A 26,374-nucleotide genomic window follows, 5' to 3' on the forward strand; every position below is an offset into this window, starting at 1 on the left:
GCCGGTCAGCCGATGAAGGACGCCGCGTCGACCGCGTGCTCGCCCGTGACGTACGGGGTGAGGTCGACCACCCGGTCGTCGAGGCGGAAGACGTACCGGCCGACCTGCTCGACCACCGCGCTCCCGCCGAGCCAGTCCGCGGCCTCGGAATGCTCCTCCGGTCGGAGCCAGTCGACGGGGTCGGACGTCGACCGGAACCCGAGGACCGCCGCGGTGTCCTGCAGCGCTCGACGCTCGTCCGCGCCGAGCAGGTTCCGCTCGCTGCGGAAGTAGACCGAGTCGGGGTCCACCTCGTACAGCCGCCGCATCCACACCCGGTTGACCGAGGACACCAGCGCGTTGCGGGCGCCCTCGCCGGAGGGGTCACCCACCCGCTCGGCGTTGTCCCAGAACGGCGCGACGTCCGGTCCGACACGGGCTCCGTCGAACACCCCGACCGAGGGGATCATCGGGACCCCGCACCCGAGCAGGTAGACATCGTCGCCGACGGTGGCTCGGATGTGCTCGATCGCCTGCCGGTAGGCCTGTTCGCGGGGCAGGTCGACGTGTCGGTGCCCGGCGATCGCCCCGGCGTACATGAAGTCGAGCTTCAGGTAGCTGTAGCCGTCCGCGGTGATCCGGTCGAACACCCCGCGGAGGTGGTCGGTCACCTCCGGGTTCGTCGTGTCGAGCGAGTGGTAGTGCGACCCCCAGTTGTGCCCGGTGACGAGCGGACGGCCGTCGTCACCCGCGACGAGCAGGTCGGGGCGCTCGGTGGCGATCGTCGAGCCGGGCAGGGCGATCAGCGGCGCGAGCCAGATGCCCGGACGGAAGCCGTGGCGCGCGATGGTCCGTGCGGTCGCCGCCATCCCGCTCGGGAAGTCGGGCCCCGCCGTCCAGTCGCCGACGATGGGTTCCCACCCGTCGTCCATCTGGAAGACGTCGACCGGGTAGCCCTCGAGGTCGGCGGCCGCCCGCGCGATCCGGTCCTCGGTGATGTCCTCGTAGTACGAGTACCAGCTGCTCCACACGGTGCCGGCGCGGGCCGTCCGGCGACCGAGGCGCTCGGAGACCCGGTCGGCGTACGCGGCGAAGACGTCCTGCTCGGCGCCGTACGCGACGAACCACTCCGCGTCGTCCTGCTCGCTCGACGCCCACAGGACGTTGCCGTCGGCGCCGACCCGCGGGGTACCGAGCCCGAGCGCCCCGACGAGGAGGGTGCCGCCGTCCGGACCGGTCACCGCACCCACCGCGCTGCCGGAGTGCGCGTGCGGTGTCTCGTTCGCGGCGTCGTCGGCGGTCAGCAGGCGTTCGGGGCTGTCCTTGATCCCGATGGTGTCGCCGTCGACCCGCGTCCACCCGCTCGGGCTCCACGAGTTCCAGCCGTGCCGGTAGAACTCGGCGCGGTGCCCGAAGGGGTGGAGCAGCGCGACGGGGCCAGCCGGGACGAGCCACCCGTCCGCCGTCCGGCGGGGTGGTCCGGAGACGTTCGCGGGCACCCGGAGGCCGTCGAACTCGAACGTGTACTGCACGGGTGGTCTCCTCGTGGTGTCGGTGCGTGGTGTCAGCGGGCGGCGCTGGAGGTGGCCGGGACCGTCTCCGCGGTGAACCGCTCGGGGATCGGTGCCCCGGCCCGGCGCATCGCGACCAGGACGCTGCCGACGGTCGGATCGTGTCGGGGTTCGACGAGCTCGAGGGTCGTGTCCTCGGCGAGCAGTGCGATGGCGAACGCCTCGCGGAACCGCGGCGCCCGGAAGAGCCCGCCGGAGTACGACACGGGGACCGGCTCGTCGGCGGGGAAGCCGAGCGCGCGGACCGTCGTGCCGACCAGGGTCGTGAGCTCCGCGGCGGCGCGGCGCAGGACGTCGGCAGCAGCGTCGTCGCCGGCGTCGGCGGCTGCGACGACCACCTTCGCCAGGTCGGCGACGGTGCCGCGGTCCGCGCCCCACTCGTCCATGACGACGCCGATCAGGTCGAGGTCCTCGGTCACCCCGACCCGCTCGCGCACGAGTGCGTGCAGCGGACCCCGGGGGAGTCGGCCGTCCGCCATCCGCGAGAAGGCGTTGAGCCCCTGGACGGCGACCCAGTACGCGGACCCCTCGTCGCCGAACACCTCGCTCCAGCCGCCGACGCGGTGCGCGGTGCCGCCGCGCTCGCCGTAGGCCATCGACCCGGTGCCGGCGATCACGTTGACGCCGTCGCGGCCGGCCAGCGATCCGGCCCAGCCGCCGACCATGTCGTTGCCGCAGGAGTACCGGTCGTGTCCGAGCACGTCGGCGGGGAGGGCGTCGAGCACGGGAGTGTCACGACTCGACTCCCCGTGACCGGGGATGCCGAAGTGCGCGAACGTGATGTCCGCCGGGGCGATGCCGGCCGCCGACGTCACCGCGTCGACGCCCGCACGGACGACGTCGCCGACGAGACCGGTCCCCGCGTCGAACCAGGAGGAGGCCGGCTGCCGCGACTCGGCGAGCGTGGTGCCCTCGCCGTCGGTGAGCAGGAACGCGGTCTTGGTGCCGCCGCCGTCCATGCCGAGGAAGACGGTCATGCCCGTGCAGCTCCCGCGCGGTGGTCGTGGATGGTCACGCCCTGGACGACGCGGTTGACCGTGCCGCCCGGGAACGGGTTGTCCGGGGTGCACCCGTGCGCGACGGACGTGGCGAGCGCGAGGAGCTGGGCGAAGCCGACCAGGGCGACGCTGCGGAACGCGTCGTCGAGGCCCGCCAGGTCGTCGAGCGGGAAGGAACGCTCGTCGTCCGCGTCCCCGCCGACCGAGACGACCCGGACGGCTCCGTCCGCGCGGAGCTCCCGGAGGATGTCCGCGTCGTACCGCGCCGTGTACGGGTCCGACGAGCCGTAGACGACCACCAGGGTGTGCGCACCCGCGACGGCCTTCGGGCCGTGCCGGAAGCCGAGCGGGGTGTCGAAGAACGACACGACCCCGCCGGCGGTGAGCTCGAGCAGCTTCAGCGCCGACTCGCGTGCCAGGCCCTGCAGCGCTCCGCTGCCCAGGTACACGACGCGTTCGGTGCCCTCCGCGAGCGAGGCGATCCGTGCCTCCAGGCCGGCGATCGTCCGTGCCGCCGCGACCAGCGCGCCGGTGCCGGCCACGAGCTCCGGCCGGAAGGCCAGGAGGACGGCGAGGAGCATCGTGGAGAAGCTGGACGTCATCGCGAAGCCGGTGTCGTTCGTCTCGGCCGGCATGTCGAGGACGAAGGACCGGTCCTGCCCGCGGTGCTCGCGGGCGAGGGCGCCCGTGGGGTCGCAGGTGACGACCAGGTGGTGCGCACCGGGCGCGACGTCGTCGACGACGCGGGTCGCTGCGACGCTCTCCGGACTGTTGCCCGAGCGGGCGAACGAGACCAGGAGCACCCGGCCGGGGTCGCCGAGCGAGCCGTGCGGGTCGGCGACGATGTCGGTCGTGGCGATCGACTCGACGCGACGGCCGAGGTGGCGGCGCAGGTCGACGCTCGCGATGTCCCCGACGAAGGCCGAGGTGCCGGCCCCGGTGAGCACGATGCGCAGGTCCTCGTCGGCGAGCAGCGGCTGCAGGAAGGCGTCGAGCGCGGCACGGCGGTCGTCGAGCGACGCGACGAGGCGCTGCCAGCTGTCGGGCTGCTGCAGGATCTCGCGGTGGGTCGCGGTCTCGTCGGCGCGGACGGGGGCGGTGGTGGTCACAGGGACTCCTTGCTGGTGGTGGTGGTGACCGTACCGGTGGCCTGCGCGCGCGGGGCGACGGCGGCGGCGTACGGACGCAGGACGTCGCGGACGCGGTCGAGCACGATGTCCTCGGCACGGTTCGGCAGCAGGCCCTCGCGGACCCGCTCGTACTGCACGGGCAGGTACTGGCTCAGCAGCGGGAGCGGGATGCCGACCTCGTCGAGGCTGCGGACGAGCGCCTCGGTCGCGGCGGTGATCTCCGGGTCCGGCCAGTAGTAGCGCATGCGGTCGCTGTAGCTGTAGGTGCGGGCGATGCGCTGCTCGTGCGCGTCGCCCTCGTAGTAGCGCTCCCAGCGGTCCGGCTCCGCGAGCATCCGACGCTCGACGACGCCGCGCAGGTCGACCGCGCTGCCGTCCGGGACGAGTTCGGACTCGACGGCGTCGAGGGCGAACAGCGCCTCGCGGAGCCCGAAGGTCAGGCCGGGGCCGACCTTGAGCACCGCCCAGTGGTCGTCGACCAGGGCACGGAGCGCCTCGGGCGTCTGGTAGTCGGTCGAGTGAGCCTCGTACACGAGTCCGGGCGTCGCCTCGATGACCTCCTGCAGCGCGGTCGTGGCCTCGGGCACGTAGTCGATGACCTGCAGGTGGTCGAACTCCACCGCGGGCTGCACGACGAGCGCGACGACGCGTGGCCACACGTCGGCGAGGCCGGCGCGCTCGAACGCCGCACGGTGCACGTCGAGCGTCCCGACCGCGGCCGTCGCCGGGGTCGGCTCGAGGTCGTGCAGCGTCTCCTTCGCCCCGCCGGGGGTCGGGACCTCGGTGCCGATGACGTAGACGATGCCGTCGCGGTCGATCCCGGCGTCGGTGGCGGCGGACTCCGCGGCGGCGAGCAGCACGGCGGCCCGCTCGGCGACGACCGCGTCGGTCAGCGGGGCGACCTCGCCCTGCAGCGGCATGCTGCAGTCGAGGTGGATCTTCGTGTAGCCGGCGGTGACGTAGGCGCGGACGAGGTCGACGGCGAGCGGCATCGCCTCGGCGGCCGGGCGGTCCTGCCACGTGTTCGGGCCGAGGTGGTCGCCGCCGAGGACGAGCCGGTCGGCCGGGAAGCCCTCGGCCTCGGCGAGGTCGAGCACCGCGGCCCGGAAGTCCGCGGGGGTCATGCCGGTGTACCCGCCGAACTGGTCGACCTGGTTCGAGGTCGCCTCGATGAGCAGGGGGGCGTCGTCCTCGAGTGCCTGGCGCATCGAGGCCCGCAGGACGTACGGGTTCGCCGAGCAGACCGAGTACATGCCCTCACCGGATCCGGCACGGTGGCGAGCGACGAGCGCAGTGATGGGGTTCACGTGGTTCTCCTGGTGCGTGCGCCGCGGTCGGCGGCGCTGCCGACGCGGCACCGTCCGGCGCCGCGTCCGGACCCAGTGTCGGCAACGACCGATCACTTCCGCTGCCACAACGATCACTCCGGTCATTCGCAGTGATCGTTCTGGCGCATGATGGGTCCATGGACAACGACTCGCCGGACGTCGGCCGCAAGCGGCGGGACCGGATGCGGGACATCCTCGAGCGGGTGCGGGAGCAGGGCTCGACGAGCACCGACGAGCTGATCCGGGCCTGCGGCGTCTCGGCGGCCACGGTCCGACGCGACCTCGGCGAGCTCGAGGCGCGCGGTCTCGTCGTGCGCAGCTACGGCCAGGTCGAGTCCGTCGGTGCGCTCCCGGAGCTGCCCGTCGTGATGCGTGCCTCGGAGGCCGACGCCGCCAAGCGCGCGGTCGGTCGGCTCGCCGCACGGCTCCTGCCCCCGGGGCGACAGGCCGTCGCGGTCAGCGGGGGGACCACCACGAAGGAGGTCGTGCGGGCGCTCGGCGACCGGAACGGTCTGACGGTGATCACGAACGCCGTGACCATCGCGCTCGAGGTCTCGCGCAGCCCGCGGGTGAAGACGATCCTGACCGGCGGCACGCTCCGCGCCACCTCGCTCGAGGCGGTCGGTCCCCTGGCCGAGGCCGCGTTCGCGGCGTTCAAGGTCACGACGGCGTTCCTCGGCACGGACGGCATCAGCGCGGCCGGCGGCGTCACCACGCACGACGACACCGAGGCGCGGACGAACGGCGTGATGGTGACGCACGCCGACCGCGTGGTCGTGGTGTGCGACGGCTCGAAGGTCGGGCGGCAGACGATGGCGCGGATGGCCGACATCGGCGACGTGTCGGTCCTGGTGACCGACGAGCACGCCCCGGCGGAGGCGCTCGAGCAGATCGCCGCGGCCGGGGTCGAGGTCCTCATCGCCTGAGCGCTCCACGCCCGAACGCGCACTCGTCCTGCGCGTTTCGCGAGGCTGCGTGGTGGTCGTGCCCACCGCGCCCTACCGTGGGGCCCGGCCGGCGAACCCCGTCGAGGCCGCGCACCCGGACGCCGCAGGAGCCCGCGTCGGGACGCGTGACCTCCCACCCCTCCGTGCCCTCTGCCACCCGCCGGGTGGCCCCGACCGTCGTCCCTCGGCGGTACCCCGAACGAAGGGCTTCCCATGACCCGCATCGTGTTCGTCGGCGCCGGGAGCGTCGTCTTCACGCGACAGCTGCTCGCCGACCTCCTCCGGTACGACGACCTCCCCGAGCTGGACCTCCGGCTGTTCGACGTCGACGAGCGTCGCCTCGCCGTCGCCGAGGCCACCGCCCGCCAGGTGAGCGAGCGCCTCGGCCGGCCGGTCACCCTCACGGCGACGACCGACCGACGCCGCGCCCTCGCCGACGCGGACTTCGTCGTCGACATGGTGCAGATCGGCGGGATCGCCGCGACCCGGACCGACCTCGAGATCCCGGAGCGGTACGGCCTGCACCAGACCATCGGTGACACCACGGGGGTCGGCGGCGTCTTCCGTGCCCTCCGCACCTTCCCGTTCCTCACCGAGCTGACCGCGGACATGCGCGAGGTCGCCCCGGACGCGGTCCTGCTCAACTACACGAACCCGATGGCGATGAACATCTGGTGGGCGGACACCGTCGCGCCGGACATCACGGCGCTCGGGCTCTGCCACAGCGTCTACTGGACCGCGCACGACCTCGCCGGACTCCTCGACCTCGACGTCGAGCAGACCCGGTTCCGCGCAGCAGGCGTCAACCACCAGTCGTGGTTGCTCGAGTGGACGCACGAGGGCGAGGACCTGTACCCGCGGCTCCGCGAGCGCATCCGGCAGGACCCGGAGCTCGAGCGGCGGGTACGGGTCGAGGTGTTCAAGCGGATCGGCTCCTACCCGACCGAGACGAGCGAGCACTCCTCCGAGTACCTGTCGTGGTTCCTCCGCTCGCCGGAGCAGGTCGACCGGTTCCGCCTGCGTCCGCTCGAGTACGTCGGCATCTCCGAGGACAACGTCGCCGAGTTCGAGGCCGCCGAGCGCGACCTGGCGGCCGGCCGACCCGTGCAGCTCGAGGAGGGCGCCTCGGAGTACGCCCCGCAGGTCATCCACTCGCTGGTCACCGGCACCGAGCGCGAGATCCACGCGAACGTGCCGAACAGGGGCCTGATCGACAACCTGCCGGACGGGTGCGTCGTCGAGGTCCCGACCACGGTCGGCGCTGGCGGCATCGCACCGATCCCGATGGGGGCGCTCCCCGTGCAGGCAGCGGCGCTGAACCGGCCGTACGTCTCCGTGAACGAGCTCACCGTGCACGCCGCGCGGACGGGTGACCCGGTCGCGATCCGGCAGGCGGTGCTCATGGACCCGAACGCGTCCTCGACGCTCACGCCCGAGCAGATCTGGGAGCTGTGCAACGACCTCGTCGTCGCCCACGGGGACCTGCTGCCGGAACCGCTGCGCGCGACGATCCCCGCACGCGGGATCTGAGCTCGCCGGCCGACGCACCACTGACGACGAAGGAGTCCGCAGTGACACGCACCACCAGCAGCAGCACACGCACCAGCAGCAGCACACGCACCGCCCGCCGCCGCACCGGACGCGGCGCGCTCGCCGTCGCGATCGCGGTCGCCGCGACGGTCCTCACCGGCTGCGCACCGCAGGGTGCCACCGAGCTCGACACCACGGCACCGGTCCACCTGACCATGTGGTCGGGCCAGAGCGACGAGGCGGCGAAGCTCCTGCAGGTGCTCGTCGACGAGTACGAGGACGAGCACCCGAACGTGACGATCGACATGTCCTCCGGGGCCTCGTCGACCGACGAACTGCTCCAGAAGCTCGCGGCGTCGTTCGCCGGGAACGACTCACCCGACATCTCGTACACCTTCGGGTCGTGGGCGAGCCAGCTCGAGCGATCCGGGCGGACGCTCGACCTGCGCGCCGAGGCGGAGGACCCGGACACGCACTGGGACGAGTTCTCCCCGGCGGCTCGCGGCACCGCGCAGCCGACCGGGCGGAAGGTGATCGGCTTCCCCGCGGTCGTCGACAACATCTCGCTCTTCTACAACAAGACCGTCTTCGACGCCGCCGGTGAGCCGTACCCGACGGCGGACTGGGACTGGTCGGACTTCCGTCGCGCCGCGAAGGCGTTGACGGACCGGGACAGCCAGACCTTCGGCTACGGCTACTCGGTCTCGGGCAGCGAGGAGACCACCTGGCAGATGTGGCCGCACCTCTGGCAGAACGGCGGTTCGATCCTGTCCGAGGACGGCGAGCACGCCGCGTTCGACTCGAAGGCCGGCGTCGACGCCCTGGAGTTCATGCGGTCCATGGCCGTGACCGACCGCAGCGTGTACCTCGACCAGACGGACACGAAGTTCGCCCAGCTGTTCGAGAGCGACCGCGTCGGCATGATCACCTCCGGTCCGTGGGAGCTCTCCGCCCTGCAGACGGCCGGGACCTCCTACGGCGTGGTGCGGCTCCCCGGCACCGACGGTGACCACCAGACGGTGTCCGGGCCGGACCTCTGGACCCTCTTCGACAACCACGACGTGAACCGCGCGTACTGGGCGAAGGACTTCACGAAGTGGCTGACCTCGCCCGAGCAGGACGAGCGGTTCAACGTCGCGGTCGGCAACCTGCCGCTGCGGTCGAGCGAGGCCGACAGCGAAGCGTTCCGCAAGCAGGTCGACGCCCTGCCCGGACTCGACGTGATCCAGGCGAACTCCGCCAACGCGAAGCAGGTCCGCCCGACCCTGCCCGGCTACAACGGCCTGTCCGAGGCGTTCGGCAACGCGGTGTCCCGCGTGCTGCAGGGCGAGGGCGAACCGGCCGAGGCACTCCGGCAGGCGACCGTCGCCGCCGACAAGGCACTCCGTCAGGGCTAGGAGGCCCCCGTGACCACTCCCGCACTCCGCACCCGTCCGACCACCGACACCGCGCCGCCGCGGCCACCGCGCCGACGTCGATCGGCCGCCGCCCGCGAGGGCCTCGCCGGCTGGGGCTTCGTCGCCCCGGCCCTGGCGGTCGTCCTCGGCCTCACGATCTTCCCAGGGGTCTGGGCGCTCGTCCTCTCCTTCCAGCGCTGGGACGGCTTCAGCCCGCCGTCCTTCGCCGGCATCGAGAACTACCAGGACCTGGCCACCGACGCGAGCGCGCTCGCGGCCGCCGTGCACACCCTGCTGTACACGGTCCTGTTCGTCCCCGCGTCCCTGCTGCTCGGACTCGCCCTGGCCGTCGCGCTGAACCGGCGCATCCGGTTCATCGGGCTGTACCGCACGGCGATCTTCGTGCCGTTCGTGGCCTCGGCCGCGGCGACGGGCATCCTGACCACCTACCTGTTCAGCCCGCAGTTCGGCATCGTCAACAACGTGCTCCGCGTGCTGCACGTCCCGCCCCAGGGCTGGCTCGAGGACCGCGCCGAGGCGATGGTCGTGATCGTCGTCATGTCCCTGTGGGGGCAGGCGGCCTTCACGACCGTCATCTACCTCGCCGCCCTGCAGGACGTCCCCGGCGACGTGCTCGAAGCGGCCCGGATCGACGGCGCGAACAACTGGCAGACCTTCTGGCGCGTGGTGTGGCCGCAGCTGGCGCCCGTCACCGCGTTCGTCGGGATCTACCAGACCCTGCAGGCCGTGCAGCTCTTCGACCTCGTCTACGCAACCACCCGAGGCGGACCGCTCGACGCGACCCAGACGATCGTCTACTACCTGTGGAAGACGGCCTTCCAGAACCTGCAGTTCGGCTACGGGTCCGCCATCGCCTACGGCATGTTCTTCGTCACCCTCACCGCGACCGTGATCGTCACGCTCGTGCAGCGCCGAGCCGGAAGGAACGCGTCACGATGACCGTCGAGACCCGAGTACTCGAGACCCCGAACCGGCCGGACGCCGTCGCGACACCGGCGGAGCGCACCACACCCCGTCGTCGACGTCGCCTGCCGTTCAGCCCGTGGCACCTCCTGCTCGCACCGGTGGCGCTCCTCTTCCTGCTGCCGTTCGTCGAGATGTTCATGACGTCGCTCGAACCGGCCTCGGAGATCAACAAGTTCCCGCCGTCGTTCCTCCCGACGCAGTTCACGCTGTCGGGCTACACGCGCCTGTTCGCCGAGTCGGACATCCTGCACTGGCTCCTCAACACGGTCATCGTGTCGGCGTCGGCGATCGTCTCGCACCTCGTCCTGTGCTCGCTGGCCGGGTACGGGTTCGCGCGCCTGCGGTTCCCGGGGCGGACGTTCGGGTTCCTGGCGATCCTCGCGACGATCATGATCCCGTCGCAGCTGCTCATGATCCCGACGTACGTCATGTTCGCCCGGTTGCACCTCGTGGACAGCCTCGGTGCCGCGATCGTGCCCTGGCTCGCCTCGGCGTTCGGCATCTTCCTGATGCGGCAGTTCTTCCTGTCCCTGCCCGCCGAGCTCGAGGAGGCCGGCCAGATCGACGGGTGCACCCGCCTGCAGGTGTTCTTCCGGATCGTGCTGCCGCTCGCCCGTCCCGCGTTGGCGACGCTCGCGATCTTCACGCTGCTCGGGTCGTGGAACGACCTGGTCTGGCCGCTCGTGGCGATCAACGACGCCGACTCGTTCACGCTGCAGCTCGGTCTGACGAACTTCCAGGGGGCGCGGCGGACCGACTGGTCGCTGCTGATGGCGGGGAACGTGGTCGCCACGCTGCCGCTGATCCTGCTCTTCCTGGTGGCGCAGAAGCAGTTCGTCGCGACGATGGCCTCGGCCGGTCTGAAGGGCTGAGCAGCACGGACGACGGGAGGCACGGTGCTCACGGGCACCGTGCCTCCCGTCGTCCGTGCGGGCGGTCCGCAGGCACGGCTGCCGGCCGGGAGGCGCGGGTCCGCCCGGAACCGAGCCGCTGGCTGGGCGCGGACTGCCGGCCGGGAGGCGCGGGTCGGCTCGGTACCACGCCTCCCGTCCTGCGCACGGACGGACCGGAGCCGCGGGGCGGGCCGGTACCGTGCCTCCCGTCCGGGCGCATCGGCCGTCCACGCGGCCGCAGCGACCACGACGGAGCGCCCCTCGGATCCCGAGGGGCGCTCCGTCCGGTGGCCGTGTCGGCCACCGCTCACTTCAGGCCGGAGGACGCGAGACCGTCGATCACCCGCCGCTGCAGCACGATGAACAGGATCAGCACCGGGGCCATCGCCATCAGGCTCGCCGCCATGAGCAGGGGGTAGTCGATGGTCCGGTCGCTGGACAGGGTCGCGAGCCCGGCGGCGAGCGGCATGTCCTCGGCGCGGGTGGAGACCACCAGCGGCCAGAGCAGCTCGTTCCACGACCAGAGCACGGTCGTGATCGCGAGCACGCTGATCGACGGGCGCGCGAGCGGCAGCATGATCCGCCAGAAGGTCTGGAACGGGTTGGCTCCGTCCATGCGTGCCGCCTCCTCGAGCTCCGCGGGCATGTTGAGGAACGCGGTCCGCATCAGGAAGGTGCCGAAGGCGCTGAACAGGCCCGGTGCGACGATGCCGGCCAGGCTGTCCAGCCACCCGAGGCCCTGGACGATCTGGTACTGCGAGATCAGGTAGACCTGCGACGGCACCAGCAGGATCGACAGCACGATCCCGAGGATGACCGCGCGGCCGCGGAACCGCATGCGGGCGAACGCGTACCCGGCCAGGGTGCACAGCACGATCTGCGCCAGGGTGCGGATCAGGGTCACCCAGATCGAGGTCGCGAGCTGGTCGAGGAAGGGGAGCCGTTCGAACACCCGGGCGAAGTTGCTCCACTGCAGCTCACCGGGCCAGAAGGTCGGCGTCGGCGAGGTCACCTGCGCGTTCGTCGACAGCGCCATGACGATCTGCCACAGGAACGGGAACGCCATGACGAACCCACCGATGCCGAGCACCACGTGGATCCACCAGTGGCTGCCCCCGCGGCGCCCCGGACGCGCCGTCGTCTGCGCCCGGCTGCGGCTCGCCGCCCTCGTGGCCGCCGCGACCTTGCTGCCGCGCGCTTCGATGATGCCGGTCATGACTGGACCCACTTCCGCTGGACCCGGAACTGCAGGACGGTGATGATGCCGATGAGCACGAAGATCACCATCGCGATGGCAGCCGCGAAGCCCTTGTCGTTGTCGATGAACCCGGCGTTGTAGAAGTAGAAGACGAGGGACATCGTCTTCGGGATGACCGGGTTGGTGGAGCCGAGGATCGCGTAGAGCAGGTCGAACAGCTGGAAGCTCGAGATCGTGGTGACGACGAGCACGAAGAAGATGCTCGGGGTCAGCAGCGGCACGGTGAGCGCGTGGAACTGGCGCCAGCGACTCGCGCCGTCCAGCTCTGCGGCCTCGTACAGCTCGGGTGGGATGTCCTTGAGCCCGGCACCGAGGATGATCATCGAGAAGCCGAGCGACGACCACAGGCCGACGAGGGACACCGCGACGAGCGCGAAGCCCGGGGTGGAGATCCAGTACGGGCCGTCGATGCCGACCAGCCCGAGGAACCAGTTCACGATGCCGAAGTCGCCGTTGTACATGATGCGCCACACCAGGGCGATCGCGGCGGGCATCGCGACGTAGGGCAGGAAGAACAGCACGCGGTAGAACTGTGCGAAGCGCAGGCCCGGCGTGTTCAGCAGGCTCGCGAGCCAGACCGCGATCGGGATGCCGAGCAGGACGATCACCGTGTAGACGATCGTGTTGACCAACGACTGGTACAGCTGCGGGTCGGTCAGCAGGCGCCCGTAGTTCGCCAGGCCCGTGAAGGTGGCGCCGCCGAACACGCCCCAGCTCGTGAACGAGTACCAGAACGTCTGCAGGATCGGCCAGATGAAGAACGTGCCGACGCCGATGAGCAGCGGCAGCACGAACAGCCACGGCCAGATGCCGTCGGTGCGTGGTGCCCGCGACGGTCGCGAGGGGCCGTCGGGACTGGTGTCGGGCGGTGCGGACACCTGTGTGGCGTCCGGTTGCTGGGTGTTGATCGTCATCAGGTCGCTCCTCGGCCAGGGCGGTCGGATCGGGTGGTCCGTGCGGTGCGGATGGGCGGACGGGACGGAGCCGGCCGGCCGGGCGCGGGCCCGACCGACCGGCTCGTCGTCACTCCTTCGCGAGTGCTGCGTCCATCTCCTGGGCGAGCTTCTCCGTCACCTGGTCGACCGGCTCGGAGCCGTCGAAGGCGCTCGGCAGCAGGTTCGTCTCGAGGGTGTTCCACGCGGCGGTGTTCTTCGACACCGGCAGCGGCTTCGCGTAGTCGACCGCGTCGAGGAAGACCTGCAGGTCCGCGTCGGGCATGGTCTTCGTGAAGGCGTCCTGCGTGCCCTCGTACGCCGGGATGACCGCGCCCATGTCGCCCTGCTGCTGCTGTGCCGGCTTGCTCGCCAGGTACGCCTGCAGTGCCTGGGCGGCGGCCTTGTCCTTCGACCCCTCGGCGACGACGTTCGAGACGCCGTGGATGACGGTCGCCTGCTCCTTGCCCTTCGGCAGCGGGTAGACGACGACGTCCTGCTCCATGTCGGTGCCGATCAGCGCCGACCGGAACCAGCTGCCGCCCTGGTACATCGCGAGCTTGCCGGAGGTGAACCACTGGTCCGCCGTGGTGTCGGTCAGTTGCTTGATCGTCGGCGAGGCGCCCGAGTCGATCAGGTCGGTCCAGAAGCGGATGCCCTCCTGCGCGGCCTTCGTGTCGTACTCCGACTTCCCGTCGTCGATGACGGACCCGCCGGCCTGGAAGATCGTGTCGTAGTAGGTGGTCTGTCCGTCCATGCCGCCGGCGGCGCCGTACGCGCCGTCGCCCTGCAGCTTCTGCGACAGTTCGGCGGCGGTGTCCTGGAAGTCCTGCCACGTCCAGTCCTTCGACGGCATCGCGACGCCGGCCTGCTCGAACAGGGCCTTGTTCACCCAGACGCCGATCGTGTCGAAGTCCTTCGGCACGCCGTACTGCTTGCCGTCGTAGGTGTACAGGTCGTCGAGCGCCTTCGAGTACTTCGACGGGTCGATCGCGCCCGACTCCACGGCGCCGGTGATCGGTGCGAGCTTGCCGTTGCCCGCGTAGAGCTGGAAGTTCGGGCCGTTCATCCAGAACAGGTCGGGCAGCGTGTTGCTGGAGCCCTGTGTCTGCAGCTTCGTGAAGTAGTTGGCGTACGGCGTGACGTCGACGTTGACCGTGATGTCCGGGTACTCCTCGTTGAAGCCCTTGATGTTCGCCTTGATCGCGTCGACCTGGTTCTGGTCCCACACGGCGTACGTCAGGTCGGCCTTCGTGTCCTTCGCGACCGTGCCCGTCCCGGAGTCGGAGCCGGCGGACGAGGCGCTGCTGCACCCGGCGAGGAGGGCGACGGCGCTGACCGCGGCAGCGAGGCCGAGCAGGGCGCGGCGGCGACCGCGGCCGTGACGGGGGGAGGGGAGGGTCATCGGGTGTTCCTTCCGGAGAGGTCGTCGCGGCCGGCGGCCGAGAAGTGACGGATCGTGGCATCGGGCAGGGGCGGCACGTCGAGCGGGACGGAGCCGTTGCGGAGCGAGCGGGTGGCGAGTGCGCCGGCGGCGACGGCCATGCGCGCCGCGATCGGGGACAGCGTCGTCGGTTCGCCGAGGGCGACCGAGCGGAGGAACTCCGTCATCGTGAGGAGGTCGGCGTCGGCGTGACCGTCCTCGACGCCGTCGACGGGGTACTCGACGTCTCCGGCGACGTCCCAGTTGCGGCGGTGGGTCCACACCTTGACGACACCACCGCCGGTGTCGCCGACGTTCTCGAGCCGTCCGTGGGTGCCGATCACCGTGTAGTTGCGCCAGTAGTCGGGCGTGAAGTGGCACTGCTCGTAGCTCGCCTGCACGCCGTTGTCGAGCGTCATCATCACCATCGAGACGTCCTCCACGTCGACGACGGGGTTCAGGCCGGTCTGCTCGGCGGGCGGCCAGTTGTCGAACGAGAACCAGTCGGTCATGAGCTCGTCGCTGCGGTCCCGCCGGTCGGTGACGTCGCCGTACACGGAGAGCGACCCCATCCCGACGACCCGGCTCGTGTACGCACCGGCGAGGGCGTGCACGACGTCGAGGTCGTGGCTCGCCTTCTGCAGCAGGAGGGAGTTCACGCGGCTGCGGTCGGCGTGCCAGTCCTTGAAGTAGTAGTCGCCGCCGTTGCCGACGAAGTGGCGGACCCACACCGCCTTGACCTCGCCGATCTCACCGCGGGCGATCACCTCGCGCATGAGTCGGACGACGGCGGCGTGCCGGAAGTTGTGGCCGACGTACAGGGGCGTCCCGGTCTCGGCGGCGGTGTTCAGGACGGCGTCGGCGTCCTCGACCGTGATCGCCAGGGGCTTCTCGAGGTAGACGGCGATGCCGGCACGGAGCAGGTCGATCGCGATCTCGGCGTGGGTCCAGTCCGGGGTGGTGACGATCGCCGCGTCCACGAGGTTCGGCACGCCGTCCGAGCCGATCAGTGCCCGGTGGTCGGCGACCACCTCGGCCTCCGGCCAGTGCGCGGCGGCACGTGTCCGGCCGCCCTCCGTGGTGTCGGCAGCGGCCGTGATCCGGGCGTCCACGCCGTCGGCGTCCAGCCCCGCAGCGGCCACGTGGTCGGCGATGGCCGACCGCTGGCCGATGCCGACGACGCCGACCCGGAGCAGGCGTGTGCTCGTGGTGGTCATCTCGCTCCCTTGCGTGATTGTGACGGCAATGATGCCAAATCGATCATGAGTGCACAATAAGCACGGACGGCTCGATCACGGAAGCGTGCATCCGAGGTTGTTACATGTCGGCAACGTCACGACGACGGGAGACGACGGCACCGGCCGACCACGGCTGCGCAGCCGACGACGTCGACGACGACGGACGGATCCGAGGTGACCGCAGCCGTGGGGCGTCAGCTCGCGACGACGAGTTCCACGCCAGCGGAGGCCAGGTCTGCGGCGAACGACGCCGGCACCGCCTGGTCCGTGACGAGCACGTCGATGCGGTCGAGCGGGCAGATGCGCGCGAAGGTGGAGCGCTCGATCTTCGTCGAGTCGGCGACCACGATGATCCGCCGTCCGACCGACGCGAAGTGCCGGCTCACCTCGGCCTCGCCCTCGTGCATGGTCGTGGCGCCGTACTGGCCGGACAGCCCGTCGACCCCCAGCACGACGACGTCGAGCGCGAACCCGTCGAGGGTGTCGCGGACCGTCGGGCCGATGAGCTCGTACGACTGCCGCCGTGCCACACCGCCCGTCACGACGATCTTGACGTTGGCGCGGATCGACAGCTCGTAGCCGATGTTCAGGGCGTTGGTGACGATGGTGATGCCGCACTCGCCGTCGGCGCGGATGAAGCGCTCGGACTTGCCGAGCTCCCGCGCGACCTCGGTCGTCGTCGTCCCGCCGTTCAGGCCGACGGTGTCCCCCGGGGAGACGAGCGCGGCGGTCGCCCGGGCGATGGCGGTCTTCGCCTCGGCCTGCCGGGCGATCTTGTACTGCAGCGGCAGCTCGTACCCCGCGCCCAGCGCTGCGGCCCCACCGTGGGTGCGCGTGACCAGCCGCTGGTCCGCCAGGGTCGTGAGGTCGCGCCGGGCGGTCGCAGCGGAGATGCCGAGCGCCTCGCCGATCTCGGCGATGGAGACGTTCCCGCGGTCGCTCACGAGCTCGAGGAGCGCGTTGAGCCTCTGCTGCGGGGTCATGGCGTCATCCTACGGGCGTGTTCGCTGCGCGATGTGAGCGGAAATGATGCGCGTTGTTTGCACCGATCACGATCGGTCGGCAGGCTGTCGGCGTCCGATCAGTCCCGATCGGCACGACCGGAGGGCTCGCGATGACCGCGAACGGTGCAGCGCTCGGCATCGACGTCGGGGGCACGAGCATCAAGGTGCGCCTGGTCGCCGACGACGGGCGGGTGCTCGAGGAGCAGCGTGTCCCGACGCCCCGGGAGGACCCGCAGGCCATCGCGCTGGCCGAGCTCGTCGCGACGCTGGGACAGCGGGCCCGGACGGTCGCCCGGCGACGGGGGACGGAACTCGGGGCGATCGGTCTGGTCGTCCCCGGGGTCGTCGACGAGGACGCCGGCCGATCGGTGCTCTCCGTGAACCTCGGCTGGCGGGACGTTCCGGTCCGGGCACGGGTCGACGACGCCCTGCGCGCGGCAGGCGTGGACGCCGTCCCGCTCGCCTTCGGCCACGACGTCCGTGCCGGAGCGCTCGCCGAGGTCCGGGCCGCCGGTCCGGGAGCGGCCCCGGGCGGTCCGCTCGCCACCGACACCGACACCGACACCGACACCGTCACCGACACCGCCACCGACACGATCGCCGCGCTCGGCCGTGGCACCGTCGCCTTCGTCCCGGTGGGGACCGGCCTGGCGAGTGCCCTGGTCGTCGACGGCCGGGTCGTACCGGGCGGCGGGTGGGCCGGGGAGGTCGGCCAGGTCCGGATCCGGGACGGCGCGCACGCGGGCCTCCGGGTCGAGGAGGTCGCCTCGGCCGGCGCCGTCGCACGCCGCAGTGGTGCTCCGAGCGCCCACGACGCGATGCTCCGGGTGCTCGACGGGGACCCGGTCGCCCGACGGGCGTGGGACGACTGCGTCGACGTGCTCGCCGACACCCTGGCCTGGCTGACGGCCGTCGCGGGGTGCCACACCCTGATCGTCGGCGGCGGGCTGGCGCAGTCCGGGCCGCTGCTGTTCGACCCGCTGCGCGCCGCCGTCGCGGACCGCCTCGCCGGGGTCCGACTGCCCGAACTCGTGGGGGCGCGCCACGGCGATGCGGCCGGCGCCATCGGTGCGGTGCTGCTCGCCCGCCAGGCCCGAGCCGGCTCGGCGCAGGCCGGCTCCGCGCGTGCCGCGTCGGTGCCGGACGTGGCGGTGACCGCGTGACCGTCCTCGTCCGCGCCCCACGGATCGTCACCGCCGCGGTCGACCTGTCGGAGGCGTGGCTCGCCGTCGAGGACGGCCGGGTCGCCGCGGTCCGCACCGGTGCGGCACCGGTGCACGACCGTGTGGTCGAGGCGCCGGGCACCGTCCTGCCGGCCTTCGTCGACCTGCACGCGCACGGTGCCCTCGGGCACGACTTCGCCTCGTGCTCGGTCGCCGAGGCGCGGGCGGCCGCCGACCACCACGCCGCGCGGGGGACCACCCGCCTGGTGGCGTCGATCGCGACGGGCACGGTGCCGGACACGGTCGCTGCCCTGCACCGCCTGCGACCGCTCGTCGACGACGGCACGCTCGCCGGACTGCACCTCGAGGGGCCCTGGCTCGCACCCGCCCGCCGGGGTGCGCACGCCGCGCAGCTGCTGCACCCGCCGACCCCCGACGAGGTCGACCTGTTCGTGGACGCCGGCGGTGCGGCGCTCCGCATCGTCACCCTCGCGCCCGAGCTCCCGGGTGCGCTCGACGCGGTGCGGCGGCTGGTCGCGGCGGGCACCGTCGTCGCGATCGGGCACACCGACGCCGACGGTGACCAGGTCCGGGCGGCGGTGGACGCCGGTGCGACCCTCGTCACGCACCTGTTCAACGGGATGCCGCCGCTGCACCACCGTGCGCCCGGCCCGGTCGGCGTCGCGCTGTCGGACGAGCGTCTCACCGTGGAGTGCATCGTGGACGGCCACCACCTCGACCCGGTCACCGTCGACGTCGTGCGCGGAGCCGCGGGTGACCGCCTCGTGCTCGTCTCGGACGCCATGGCCGCGACCGGCTGCCCCGACGGCAGCTACCGGATCGCCGGCTCGGAGGTCGTCGTCTCCGACGGAGTCGCCCGGCTCGCGGACGGCTCGTCACTGGCGGGGAGCACGATCACGGTGGCGGACGCCGTCGCTCGCTTCGTCGACGGTCGTCCGGACCGGCTGCCGGCGGCGGTGCACGCGTCCTCCGCACGGGCGGCGTCGGTGCTCGGTCTGCGTCCGCCGCTCAGCGTCGGATCCGCCGCCGACCTCGTGGTGGTCGGACCCGACGGGCGGATCCACCCGCTGCCGCTCGGACCGGCCGCCTGACCGAGCGCGGCCGCCCGCCCGGGCGGCCCGTGTCACGGAGCCGGCGCCGTCGGACGGGAGGCGCGGTGCCGGCCCGCCACGTGCCTCCCGTCCGGATCAGCGACGCGCCGGCGGGCCGCACGCCGCGCCGACGACCGGACACCGGTTGCCGTCGAGCTCGTCGGTGTACTCGTCGCCGTCCCCGAGCAGCACGTGCCGGTACGCCTCGTCGTCGATCGGTTCCGCGGAGCGCACGGCAGCCTCGAGCAGGCTGTCGTCGACCTCCGGCAGGGCGCTGACGGCCACGAGCGTGTCGCCCACGACCGCGGCGACCTCGTGGCCGTGTTCGCTCGTCCGCCGCACGACCCCGCCGTCCTCGTCGCACGACGTCTCCGCCTCGGAACCGCCGCCGGGGGCGACCCCCTCGATCGGTCGGCCGCACGGCGGGGTCGTCGCGGCGAGCGTGACGACCGTCAGATCCGATCCCGACGCGTCGCCGGGCGCGTGCGCCTCCTCGGCAGGCGAGGAGAACACCTGCAGGAACCCCGGCAGCCGCTGCTCGATGTTCGCCTCGTACACGGAGCCGTACCCGTCGGGGGAGATCGTGACGGGCCGGAAGTCCGCGCCGATGGCGACCTGCGCCAGCGCGATGGCCTGCTCGTCCCGTTGCACGTCGCTCCCGTGGACGCGGACGCCGACCGCGACGACCACCGCGACGACCGCGACCGCGGCGCCCGTCCCCAGGACGGCGCCGAGCTTCCGCAGGACTCCGCGGTGCACGAGCATCGCCGGGACCGCGGCGACGACCGCGCCCACCAGGTACGGCGTGGGCGTGGACGCGAGGAGCGGGAACGTCGGCTCGGGGCCGGCGAGGGCAGCGGGCAGCAGCGCCGCGACGAGGACCGCGGGGACGAGGACGAGGCCCGCAGCACCGAGCCACGCCGTCCGGCGACGCCGGGTGGCGAGGACCGCCAGACCACCGAGTGCTCCGCACGCCACGACCGTGTGGACCAGCAGCGCCACGAGGCCGGGTACGCCGACGAAGAACGTGAGGAGGGCGGCCGCGCGCGCGAGGTGTGCGGCGCCGACGCCGATCGCCGCCGCGCCGAGCACGTGCACCCAGGGGTGCGTCCTGGTCTGCTCGCTGGTCGCGTCGCCCACGCTGTGCCCCCGTCCGTCGGACCCCCTGTCCGACCGAGCCGATCCTCGCACGCCGCGCGTCGGTCACGGTGGGGACGGGTCGTCAGCGGGGCGAGGGTCGGAACCAGCGGATGAGCTCGCGGAGCGCCGGCAGCGAGCTGATCTGCGTGCCGTCCGCGGCGTCGAGGTCGTCGAAGGTCGTCCGGTAGCCCGGGGCCTGCTCGACGTCGGTGTCCTCGGCCGGGTAGCCCATCGTCCACTCCGGGAACTGCCGCTCCTCGATGAGCTCCTCGGTGAGCACCGTGACCTTGGTGTGCCGGTCGTCGTGCTTGATCGTCGCCATCTTCGCGCGGACCGCCTGGTCCGGACCCTCGAGCAGCTGCAGGAAGTAGCCGTTCCGGAAGAGCAGGACGCCGGTGATGTCGTTCTCCGCGTTCGCCCGCCGACTCTGCGCGAGCAGGCCGGCGAGGTCGTCGTCGTCGAGGGATCGGGTGGCGACACTCGAGTAGATGAGGGACAGCATCGGGGCTCCTTGGTGGCGGTCGTGCCGGGTCCGTCAGTCAACTCCGCGGCACCCGTGCGTCCACGGACCACCGGGGGACGAGCGGACAGGCCGACGTCGCACGGCCGTCGGCTCTGGGAGGCTGGTGCCATGGACCCCGTCATCGTCATCGGAGAAGCCCTGGTCGACGTGGTCGACCGCCCCGATGGGCGCGTCGAGCACCCGGGCGGGAGCCCGATGAACGTCGCCGTCGGCCTCGCTCGCCTCGGCCGGGCCGCACGGCTCGTGTGCGCGCTCGGCGACGACGACCACGGCGGTTCGATCCGGGCGCACGTCGGCGCGAGCGACGTCGAGGTCGACGCGACCGCGATCGAACGCACCTCCACCGCCGTCGCGACGATCGGCGACGACGGCGGTGCGTCCTACGAGTTCGACCTCGACTGGCGCCTCGACCCGGTGCAGGTGCCGGTCGGCACGCCGCTCGTGCACGTCGGCTCCATCGGTGCTGTGCTGGAGCCGGGAGCACGGACCGTGCTCGAGGCGCTCCGCACCCGCCCGACGGACGCCCTCGTCTCCCTCGACCCGAACGTCCGTCCGTCGATCACGCCCGACCGGGATACCGTGCTCGCCACCCTCGAACCGCTGTTCGCCGAGGCCGACGTGATCAAGCTCAGCGACGAGGACGCCGCGTGGCTCTGGCCGGACCGCAGCGTCGACCAGGTCCTCGACGGGCTGCTGGCGCACGGGGCGGCGCTCGCCGCGGTGACGCTCGGCGGCTCGGGCTGCGCGATGGCGTCCGCCCGCGCGCGGACCACCGTGCCGGCGCCGCGCGTCGAGGTCGCGGACACGATCGGCGCGGGTGACTCGTTCATGGCGGGGCTGCTCGCCGGCGTGCTCGCACGGGGATCCGCGCCCACCGGCCTCGACACCGACGAGCTCGGACGCCTGGCGTCGCTCGCGCTGGCCTGTGCCGCCGTCACGGTGTCCCGCCCGGGCGCGGACCCGCCCGTCCGGGCCGAGCTCGACACGGACGCCGCCGGGGTCCTGGGCGCCTGACCGCTCGTCGCCCGGCCGCACGCCCGGACCGAACGTGCGGGGCAGCGACGGGTGCTCGCCACGGATGAGCCTCGCGTCGCCCGCACAACGGGGAGCACGTGGCGCCGCGGATCGACCTGGCGCGAGGTGCTCCCGGTTGTGCGCGAGCACATCGCACCGGCGGCCGACCGCGCGACCGCTGACCGATCGACCACCGACCGCGTGACCGCTGACCGATCGACCACCGACCACCGACCGCGCGACCGCTGACCGCCCGACCACCGACCGCCGACCGTTGACCGCGTGACCGCTGCGGCCCGCGCGGGCGCACGGCCGCGCACCGGCCGGGCCCCCCGCCGTCAGGCGTGCGCGGCGAGGAACGCGTCGGTCTCCGCGGCCGTCGGAGCCGTCGCCGGCCCCCGCCGTGTCACCGCGAGTGCCGCCGCGGCATTGGCACGCCGGACTGCGTCGACCAGCGAGTGACCGCGCGCCAGGGCAGCGACGAGCACGCCGCCGTGGGCGTCACCCGCGCCGTTCGAGTCCACCGCGTCGACGGGGAACCCGGGCACCAGGACCGGGGCGCGCCCCGGCTCGGCGACCCAGCAGCCCGCTGCGCCGTCACGGGCCAGCGCGGTGCCGCGGGCGGATGCGGCGATCGCCGCGACCGCCTCGGGGAGTCCCGCGGCGGTCGGTGCCATGAGCCGTGCCTCCCGGCCGTTGGCGCTGACCACGTCCGCGCGCGCCGTGACGGGGCCGAGCACCGCCGGGGGCAGCGTGTCGACCAGCGGTGACGGGTCGAGCACGACACGGACGGAGTCGGGCACCGTCGTCAGCCAGTCGGCGATGGCCGGACCGTTGACGGCGTGCGCGAGGCCGTAGCCGGAGACGACGACCGTGTCGTCCGGCCGGAGCGCGACGCGGTCGAGGTCCGCGCGGCCGAGCCGGCCCTCGGCGCCGACGCTCGTCACGAAGGTGCGCTCGGTGGAGGCGTCGACGAGTGCGACGCAGTACCCACTGTCGACGTCGTCGAGCCCGGGCTGCAGGACCTCGACGCCCGAGTCGACGAGCGCCGCACGGACGACGTCGCCGAACGGCCCGGTGCCGTACTGCCCGGCGAACACCACGGGCAGGCCGTCGCGGACGGCGGCGACCATCGTGTTGAGCCCGCCGCCCGCGGTGATCTCCGACGCCGAGGCGATGACGTCACCGCCGGGCTCGGGGATCGCGTCCACGCGCAGGACGATGTCGACGACGACGTTGCCGACCGAGACGAGGCGGCTCACGCGCGCTCCTCGGGAGCGTGCAGCTGGCCGCGGGCACCGCCGGTGAGCAGGTACACGAGGGCGGCGACGACGAACGTCACGATCCACCCGAGGCCGTTCGCGCCGATCCAGCTGTCCGAGAGTGCTCCGACGAACACGGGGTCCGCGTCGCCGACCTGCACCGAGGTGAAGAGGAAGCCGACGACGATCGCGACGACCCAGGCGGCGAGGGCGCCCCAGGCGACGCCGCCGCGGTACCAGTAGCGGCCTCCGGCGCGGAGGTCGAGCAGCGCGGCCGGGTCGTACCAGCGTCGCTTCGCCATGTCGGCGATGAACACCCCGAGCCAGGCGGTGATCGGCACCGCGAGCACCGAGATGAACGTGATGAAGGGCGCGTAGAAGCCGTCGGCGACGAGCATGAAGTACATCGCGCCGAGGGTCGTGACGACCACGTCGACGCCGACCGCCCACACGCGGGGCACCTTGATGCCGAGGGTCAGCGTGGTGAGGCTCGCCGAGTACACCGACAGGTGGTTCGACAGCAGCAGTCCGCCGAAGGCCGCGACCAGGTACGGGATCGCCATCCAGCTCGGCAGCAGGTCGCGGATCGCCGCGACCGGGTCACCGGCCTGCGCGAGGGTGGGGTCGCCGGCGGAGACGAGGGCGCCGAGACCGACCAGGACCACGAGGGGGATGCCCGCGCCGGCGGCGCTGGCGCTGATCAGGGCGCCCGCCTTCACCGAGGTGCGCGTGTACCGGGCGATGTCCGCACCGGCGGTCGCCCACCCGATGCCGGTGCCCGCGGCGATGGTGCCGATGCCGATCACCATCGCGGCGACCGGGCCCGCGGGCTGCGACCCGACGACGTCCCAGTCGACACGGAGCACCAGGAACACGGCGACGAAGACGTTGAGGGCGCCGAACACCCACGTCGCCCACTTCTGCACGGCGACGATGAACGCGTGGCCGAGCCCGGAGACGAGCACGGTCGCGACGACGAACACGAGGATGGCGACGATCGTCAGCACCGGGTTCGCCTTCGCGTCGCCGTCGGTGCCGAACAGGATCGTGAAGAGCGACAGCAGCACGAAGGCCGCGGTCGTCGTGTTCACGGTCTCCCACCCGAGGCGGGAGAGCAGTGACACCGCGGTCGGACCGATGTTCCCGCGCACGCCGAACACCGCGCGGCTCAGGGTCAGACCGGGAGCCCCGCCGCGGCGTCCGGCGATGGAGATCACCCCGACGACCGCGAAGGACCCGGCGGCGCCGATCACCGCGACGACGAGCGCCTGCCAGATCGTCAGCCCCTGGAACGCCACGAGCGTCGCACCGAGGGGGAGCCCGAGGATCGAGATGTTCGCGGCGAACCAGACCCAGAACAGGGCCCCGGGGGCGCCGTTCCGCTCGTCGTGGGGCACGGGCTCGATGCCGCGCTGTTCGACGCTCGTCAGCGTGCCGCTGGAGAGCGTGCCGCCGGAGCGCGTGGTGGTGTCCTGGGCCATGGGGTCCTCTTACGTCATCGGAAGGGTGCTGCGGGGGAGGTGGGGTGCTGCGGGGGAGGTGAGGGTGCGGCGGGGGAGCGAGGTGCTCCCGGGGAGGGGTGGTGACCGGGCGGCGGCGGAGGGGGGACCGCCGCCGTCCGGCGTCGGGTCAGGCCCGGTGACGGAGCGCGAGCAGTCCGTCGACCAGCGGGCCGAGCTCGAGGTGGTTCACGGCCGTCACGGTGGTGACCGCGTCGACGGGCCAGGCGTCCGGACCGTGCACGGCACCGAGCACGGCACCGGCCATCGCGGCGATGGTGTCCGTGTCGCCGCCGATCGACGCGGCCGTGCAGAGCGTCTCCCAGGGGTCGAGGTCGAGCGCCACGAGGGCGAGCGCTGCGACGACCGACTCCTGGCTGGCGACGCTCGTGCCGACGAGCTGCGACACGGTGTCGATCCGCTCGTCGGCGGGGACGGTCGGCAGGAAGTCGCGCGCCCAGGTCGTCCTCGCAGCGATGTCCGCGCCCGCGACCCAGTGGCCGCGGGCCGCGCCGATCGTGGCGGCCGCGACCGCGGCGTCGAGCGCCTCGGGCCGGGAGGCGCCGCCGACACCCGCGCTCACGGCGGCGGCGACGGCGCTCGCCCCGGCGATGCCGATCCCCGTGTCGTGGGTGACGCGCGACGCGTCCTGCACGGCGTCGACCAGACGCACGAGGTCACCGGAGGGCACGGCGATCCCGACCGGCGCGATCCGCATCGCGGCGCCGTTCGTCGTCCCCGTCGACCCGGCCTCGGACGCCGGGACGCCGTCGAGGATGCGCTGCACGGCCGTCTTCGTGCTGGGGCCGAGCAGGTCGAGCGAGCCCTTGGCCTCCATCGCGCGTTCCCAGGCGATGAGCGCCTCGGCGAAGCGGGTGGGGTCGATGTGCCCGTCACCCTCGACGAGGAGCTCGGCGACCATGACCGCCTGCTCGGTGTCGTCGGTGATCGTGCCCGCGGGCATGCCGGCGGCGATCCGCTGGTGCGGTCCGGCGTCGACGAACCCGGAGATCGTGCCGTGGTCGGCTCGGATCTGCGCGAGGGACATCGACTGCGTGGGCATGCCGAGGGCGTCGCCGATCGCGAGGCCGGTCAGGGCGGCGAGGGCGTGGGTCTGGTCGTTCACGGTGTCCTGTCGAGTCGTCATCGTGCGGTCCCGAAGCGCATGTGCAGGCGGAAGCGGTCCGGGTCGAGGAGGCTGTCGACGCGCTCGACGAACGCGCCCTGGGCGGTGCGCGAGTCACGTCGGCTCCGGAGGAACGGGGTCCCCTCGGCGCGGTCGAGCAGGCGGGCGTCCTCGGCGTCGAGGGGCACGACGTCGACCCACTGCTCGGCGCTCGCCGGCACGAGGCCGGCCTCGGCGATGGTCGCCGTGAGCGAGTCCTCGACCAGTCCGTCGGTCGGTGCAGCGGCCAGGCGGCCGACGGCGGGCAGGATGCTCCGCTCGAGCGACACCGGCCGCCCGCCCACGACGGTGCGCAGCCGGTCGACCGCGACGAACGCCGCGTCCGCAGCGTCGACCTCGACCTGGAGGCCCGGGTCGTCCACGCGGGCGAGTCGCAGGATGCGGGTGGTCACCTCGGTGCCCGAGGCGGCGATCGACCGCGCCCAGCCACCCCGCGGGTCGAGGGCGGCGCCGTCGAACGTGACGACCGAGCCGACGCCCCCGTGGGTCGAGATGTACTCGTCGTCGGCCAGGTCGGCGAGGGCGGCGCGGACGGTGCCGCGGCTCACCGCGAAGCGGGCGGCGAGGTCGTGCTCGCCGGGCAGGCGCTCACCGGCGCGGTACCGGCCCGTCGCGATCGCGTCGCGGAGGGCGTCGGCGACGAGGCGTCGCTTCGATGAGACGGGCATGGACAGGAGTGTACATGTACAACGCCTGTCCAGTCACCGAGGCGATCACACGACGGACGGGAGGCGCGGTGGCCGCGGGGCCCCCGCCCCCCCCCCCGGGGGGGGGGGGGGCGGGGGCTAGTACCAGGCGGTGTAAGACGCGGCGCGGCCCCCCAGCGGCCGCGGGGCGCCCCCCACCGGCGGATCGTGGGG

23 protein-coding genes are annotated in these 26,374 nt (G+C 72.8%); 8 read left to right on the forward strand and 15 right to left on the reverse strand.

Annotated features, from left to right (window positions below; translation table 11 throughout):
• Positions 1-5: 5 nt before the first annotated feature.
• From ACIQFY_RS12780 to ACIQFY_RS12795, 4 genes are read right to left on the reverse strand one after another with little or no spacing between them, the layout of a single operon-like run.
• Entirely contained in the window at positions 6-1,511 is a 1,506-nt protein-coding gene (locus ACIQFY_RS12780; RefSeq protein ID WP_400340360.1) for a glycoside hydrolase family 36 protein, read from the reverse strand.
• A gap of 32 nt (positions 1,512-1,543) precedes the next feature.
• Complete coding sequence (locus tag ACIQFY_RS12785) at positions 1,544-2,527, reverse strand: N-acetylglucosamine kinase (protein WP_066651504.1); 984 nt, start codon at positions 2,525-2,527, stop codon at positions 1,544-1,546.
• On the reverse strand, positions 2,524-3,657 hold the full coding sequence (locus tag ACIQFY_RS12790) for an SIS domain-containing protein (RefSeq protein ID WP_209684547.1): 1,134 nt from the start codon (positions 3,655-3,657) through the stop codon (positions 2,524-2,526). Before ACIQFY_RS12790 ends, ACIQFY_RS12785 begins: the two co-directional genes overlap by 4 nt.
• The gene (locus ACIQFY_RS12795; protein WP_235426417.1) at positions 3,654-4,985 is read right to left on the reverse strand and encodes a D-tagatose-bisphosphate aldolase, class II, non-catalytic subunit; all 1,332 of its coding nucleotides are present in this window, start codon (positions 4,983-4,985) and stop codon (positions 3,654-3,656) included. The genes ACIQFY_RS12790 and ACIQFY_RS12795 overlap by 4 nt, the downstream gene beginning before the upstream one ends.
• Positions 4,986-5,143: 158 nt before the next feature.
• On the opposite strand from ACIQFY_RS12795, the gene ACIQFY_RS12800 reads away from it, so the two are divergent.
• The 5 genes from ACIQFY_RS12800 (at position 5,144) to ACIQFY_RS12820 (ending at position 10,739) form a co-directional block, all read left to right on the forward strand.
• Entirely contained in the window at positions 5,144-5,932 is a 789-nt protein-coding gene (locus ACIQFY_RS12800; protein ID WP_400340362.1) for a DeoR/GlpR family DNA-binding transcription regulator, read from the forward strand.
• A gap of 234 nt (positions 5,933-6,166) precedes the next feature.
• Entirely contained in the window at positions 6,167-7,483 is a 1,317-nt protein-coding gene (gene melA / locus ACIQFY_RS12805; protein ID WP_066651509.1) for an alpha-galactosidase, read from the forward strand.
• Between the two features lie 41 nt (positions 7,484-7,524).
• Positions 7,525-8,880 carry an ABC transporter substrate-binding protein gene (locus ACIQFY_RS12810; RefSeq protein WP_251160021.1) on the forward strand — a complete coding sequence of 452 codons (1,356 nt, stop codon included), beginning with the start codon at positions 7,525-7,527 and terminating at the stop codon, positions 8,878-8,880.
• 9 nt (positions 8,881-8,889) lie between these two features.
• A complete protein-coding gene (locus ACIQFY_RS12815; protein ID WP_251154272.1) occupies positions 8,890-9,840 on the forward strand; it encodes a carbohydrate ABC transporter permease in 951 nt (316 codons plus the stop codon).
• Entirely contained in the window at positions 9,837-10,739 is a 903-nt protein-coding gene (locus ACIQFY_RS12820) for a carbohydrate ABC transporter permease (RefSeq protein ID WP_081984540.1), read from the forward strand. The genes ACIQFY_RS12815 and ACIQFY_RS12820 overlap by 4 nt, the downstream gene beginning before the upstream one ends.
• Positions 10,740-11,067: 328 nt before the next feature.
• Here the strand turns inward: ACIQFY_RS12820 and ACIQFY_RS12825 are convergent, their stop codons facing one another.
• The 5 genes from ACIQFY_RS12825 to ACIQFY_RS12845 form a co-directional block, all read right to left on the reverse strand.
• Positions 11,068-11,976, reverse strand: coding sequence for a carbohydrate ABC transporter permease (locus ACIQFY_RS12825; RefSeq protein WP_326497262.1), 909 nt, complete (start codon positions 11,974-11,976; stop codon positions 11,068-11,070).
• Positions 11,973-12,932 carry a carbohydrate ABC transporter permease gene (locus tag ACIQFY_RS12830; RefSeq protein WP_400340365.1) on the reverse strand — a complete coding sequence of 320 codons (960 nt, stop codon included), beginning with the start codon at positions 12,930-12,932 and terminating at the stop codon, positions 11,973-11,975. Before ACIQFY_RS12830 ends, ACIQFY_RS12825 begins: the two co-directional genes overlap by 4 nt.
• A gap of 109 nt (positions 12,933-13,041) precedes the next feature.
• Complete coding sequence (locus tag ACIQFY_RS12835) at positions 13,042-14,355, reverse strand: ABC transporter substrate-binding protein (RefSeq protein ID WP_400340367.1); 1,314 nt, start codon at positions 14,353-14,355, stop codon at positions 13,042-13,044.
• On the reverse strand, positions 14,352-15,590 hold the full coding sequence (locus ACIQFY_RS12840; RefSeq protein WP_400340368.1) for a Gfo/Idh/MocA family protein: 1,239 nt from the start codon (positions 15,588-15,590) through the stop codon (positions 14,352-14,354). The genes ACIQFY_RS12835 and ACIQFY_RS12840 overlap by 4 nt, the downstream gene beginning before the upstream one ends.
• A 215-nt stretch (positions 15,591-15,805) precedes the next feature.
• Positions 15,806-16,594: a DeoR/GlpR family DNA-binding transcription regulator gene (locus ACIQFY_RS12845; protein ID WP_066651516.1), complete on the reverse strand. Its 789-nt coding sequence runs from the start codon at positions 16,592-16,594 to the stop codon at positions 15,806-15,808.
• Positions 16,595-16,725: 131 nt separating this feature from the next.
• On the opposite strand from ACIQFY_RS12845, the gene ACIQFY_RS12850 reads away from it, so the two are divergent.
• Together ACIQFY_RS12850 and ACIQFY_RS12855 are read left to right on the forward strand one after the other, a co-directional pair.
• Positions 16,726-17,778, forward strand: coding sequence for an ROK family protein (locus ACIQFY_RS12850; RefSeq protein ID WP_400340370.1), 1,053 nt, complete (start codon positions 16,726-16,728; stop codon positions 17,776-17,778).
• Complete coding sequence (locus ACIQFY_RS12855; protein WP_400340371.1) at positions 17,775-18,890, forward strand: N-acetylglucosamine-6-phosphate deacetylase; 1,116 nt, start codon at positions 17,775-17,777, stop codon at positions 18,888-18,890. Before ACIQFY_RS12850 ends, ACIQFY_RS12855 begins: the two co-directional genes overlap by 4 nt.
• Positions 18,891-18,986: 96 nt before the next feature.
• Here ACIQFY_RS12855 and ACIQFY_RS12860 read toward each other — a convergent pair whose 3' ends face one another.
• Together ACIQFY_RS12860 and ACIQFY_RS12865 are read right to left on the reverse strand one after the other, a co-directional pair.
• Entirely contained in the window at positions 18,987-20,030 is a 1,044-nt protein-coding gene (locus tag ACIQFY_RS12860; protein ID WP_400340373.1) for a hypothetical protein, read from the reverse strand.
• Between the two features lie 82 nt (positions 20,031-20,112).
• Positions 20,113-20,532, reverse strand: a complete 420-nt coding sequence (locus tag ACIQFY_RS12865) for a BLUF domain-containing protein (protein WP_066651524.1) — start codon at positions 20,530-20,532, stop codon at positions 20,113-20,115.
• Between the two features lie 129 nt (positions 20,533-20,661).
• On the opposite strand from ACIQFY_RS12865, the gene ACIQFY_RS12870 reads away from it, so the two are divergent.
• A complete protein-coding gene (locus ACIQFY_RS12870) occupies positions 20,662-21,567 on the forward strand; it encodes a carbohydrate kinase (protein WP_400340375.1) in 906 nt (301 codons plus the stop codon).
• 338 nt (positions 21,568-21,905) lie between these two features.
• Here ACIQFY_RS12870 and ACIQFY_RS12875 read toward each other — a convergent pair whose 3' ends face one another.
• The 4 genes from ACIQFY_RS12875 to ACIQFY_RS12890 all read right to left on the reverse strand — a co-directional run bounded on the left by ACIQFY_RS12875 (position 21,906) and on the right by ACIQFY_RS12890 (position 26,182).
• Positions 21,906-22,829 (reverse strand): PfkB family carbohydrate kinase, encoded by a 924-nt coding sequence (locus ACIQFY_RS12875; protein WP_311205751.1) that lies wholly within the window; start codon positions 22,827-22,829, stop codon positions 21,906-21,908.
• Positions 22,826-24,310, reverse strand: coding sequence for a cytosine permease (locus tag ACIQFY_RS12880; RefSeq protein WP_251160009.1), 1,485 nt, complete (start codon positions 24,308-24,310; stop codon positions 22,826-22,828). Before ACIQFY_RS12880 ends, ACIQFY_RS12875 begins: the two co-directional genes overlap by 4 nt.
• 148 nt (positions 24,311-24,458) lie before the next feature.
• The gene (locus ACIQFY_RS12885; RefSeq protein ID WP_400340376.1) at positions 24,459-25,475 is read right to left on the reverse strand and encodes an ADP-ribosylglycohydrolase family protein; all 1,017 of its coding nucleotides are present in this window, start codon (positions 25,473-25,475) and stop codon (positions 24,459-24,461) included.
• Positions 25,472-26,182, reverse strand: a complete 711-nt coding sequence (locus ACIQFY_RS12890) for a GntR family transcriptional regulator (RefSeq protein ID WP_209684533.1) — start codon at positions 26,180-26,182, stop codon at positions 25,472-25,474. The genes ACIQFY_RS12885 and ACIQFY_RS12890 overlap by 4 nt, the downstream gene beginning before the upstream one ends.
• Positions 26,183-26,374: the final 192 nt, after the last annotated feature.

It is taken from the genome of Curtobacterium sp. NPDC092190, from assembly GCF_044755625.1.
Taxonomy (GTDB): domain Bacteria; phylum Actinomycetota; class Actinomycetes; order Actinomycetales; family Microbacteriaceae; genus Curtobacterium.

Coding starts and splice junctions, on each gene's coding strand:
- melA (WP_066651509.1), top strand. CDS start 6,167: ATGACCCGCATCGTGTTCGTCGGCGCCGGGAGCGTCGTCTTCACGCGA.
- ACIQFY_RS12835 (WP_400340367.1), bottom strand. CDS start 14,355: ATGACCCTCCCCTCCCCCCGTCACGGCCGCGGTCGCCGCCGCGCCCTG.
- ACIQFY_RS12870 (WP_400340375.1), top strand. CDS start 20,662: ATGGACCCCGTCATCGTCATCGGAGAAGCCCTGGTCGACGTGGTCGAC.
- ACIQFY_RS12890 (WP_209684533.1), bottom strand. CDS start 26,182: ATGCCCGTCTCATCGAAGCGACGCCTCGTCGCCGACGCCCTCCGCGAC.
- ACIQFY_RS12865 (WP_066651524.1), bottom strand. CDS start 20,532: ATGCTGTCCCTCATCTACTCGAGTGTCGCCACCCGATCCCTCGACGAC.
- ACIQFY_RS12800 (WP_400340362.1), top strand. CDS start 5,144: ATGGACAACGACTCGCCGGACGTCGGCCGCAAGCGGCGGGACCGGATG.
- ACIQFY_RS12785 (WP_066651504.1), bottom strand. CDS start 2,527: ATGACCGTCTTCCTCGGCATGGACGGCGGCGGCACCAAGACCGCGTTC.
- ACIQFY_RS12885 (WP_400340376.1), bottom strand. CDS start 25,475: ATGACGACTCGACAGGACACCGTGAACGACCAGACCCACGCCCTCGCC.
- ACIQFY_RS12840 (WP_400340368.1), bottom strand. CDS start 15,590: ATGACCACCACGAGCACACGCCTGCTCCGGGTCGGCGTCGTCGGCATC.
- ACIQFY_RS12820 (WP_081984540.1), top strand. CDS start 9,837: ATGACCGTCGAGACCCGAGTACTCGAGACCCCGAACCGGCCGGACGCC.
- ACIQFY_RS12850 (WP_400340370.1), top strand. CDS start 16,726: ATGACCGCGAACGGTGCAGCGCTCGGCATCGACGTCGGGGGCACGAGC.
- ACIQFY_RS12845 (WP_066651516.1), bottom strand. CDS start 16,594: ATGACCCCGCAGCAGAGGCTCAACGCGCTCCTCGAGCTCGTGAGCGAC.
- ACIQFY_RS12825 (WP_326497262.1), bottom strand. CDS start 11,976: ATGACCGGCATCATCGAAGCGCGCGGCAGCAAGGTCGCGGCGGCCACG.
- ACIQFY_RS12830 (WP_400340365.1), bottom strand. CDS start 12,932: ATGACGATCAACACCCAGCAACCGGACGCCACACAGGTGTCCGCACCG.
- ACIQFY_RS12880 (WP_251160009.1), bottom strand. CDS start 24,310: ATGGCCCAGGACACCACCACGCGCTCCGGCGGCACGCTCTCCAGCGGC.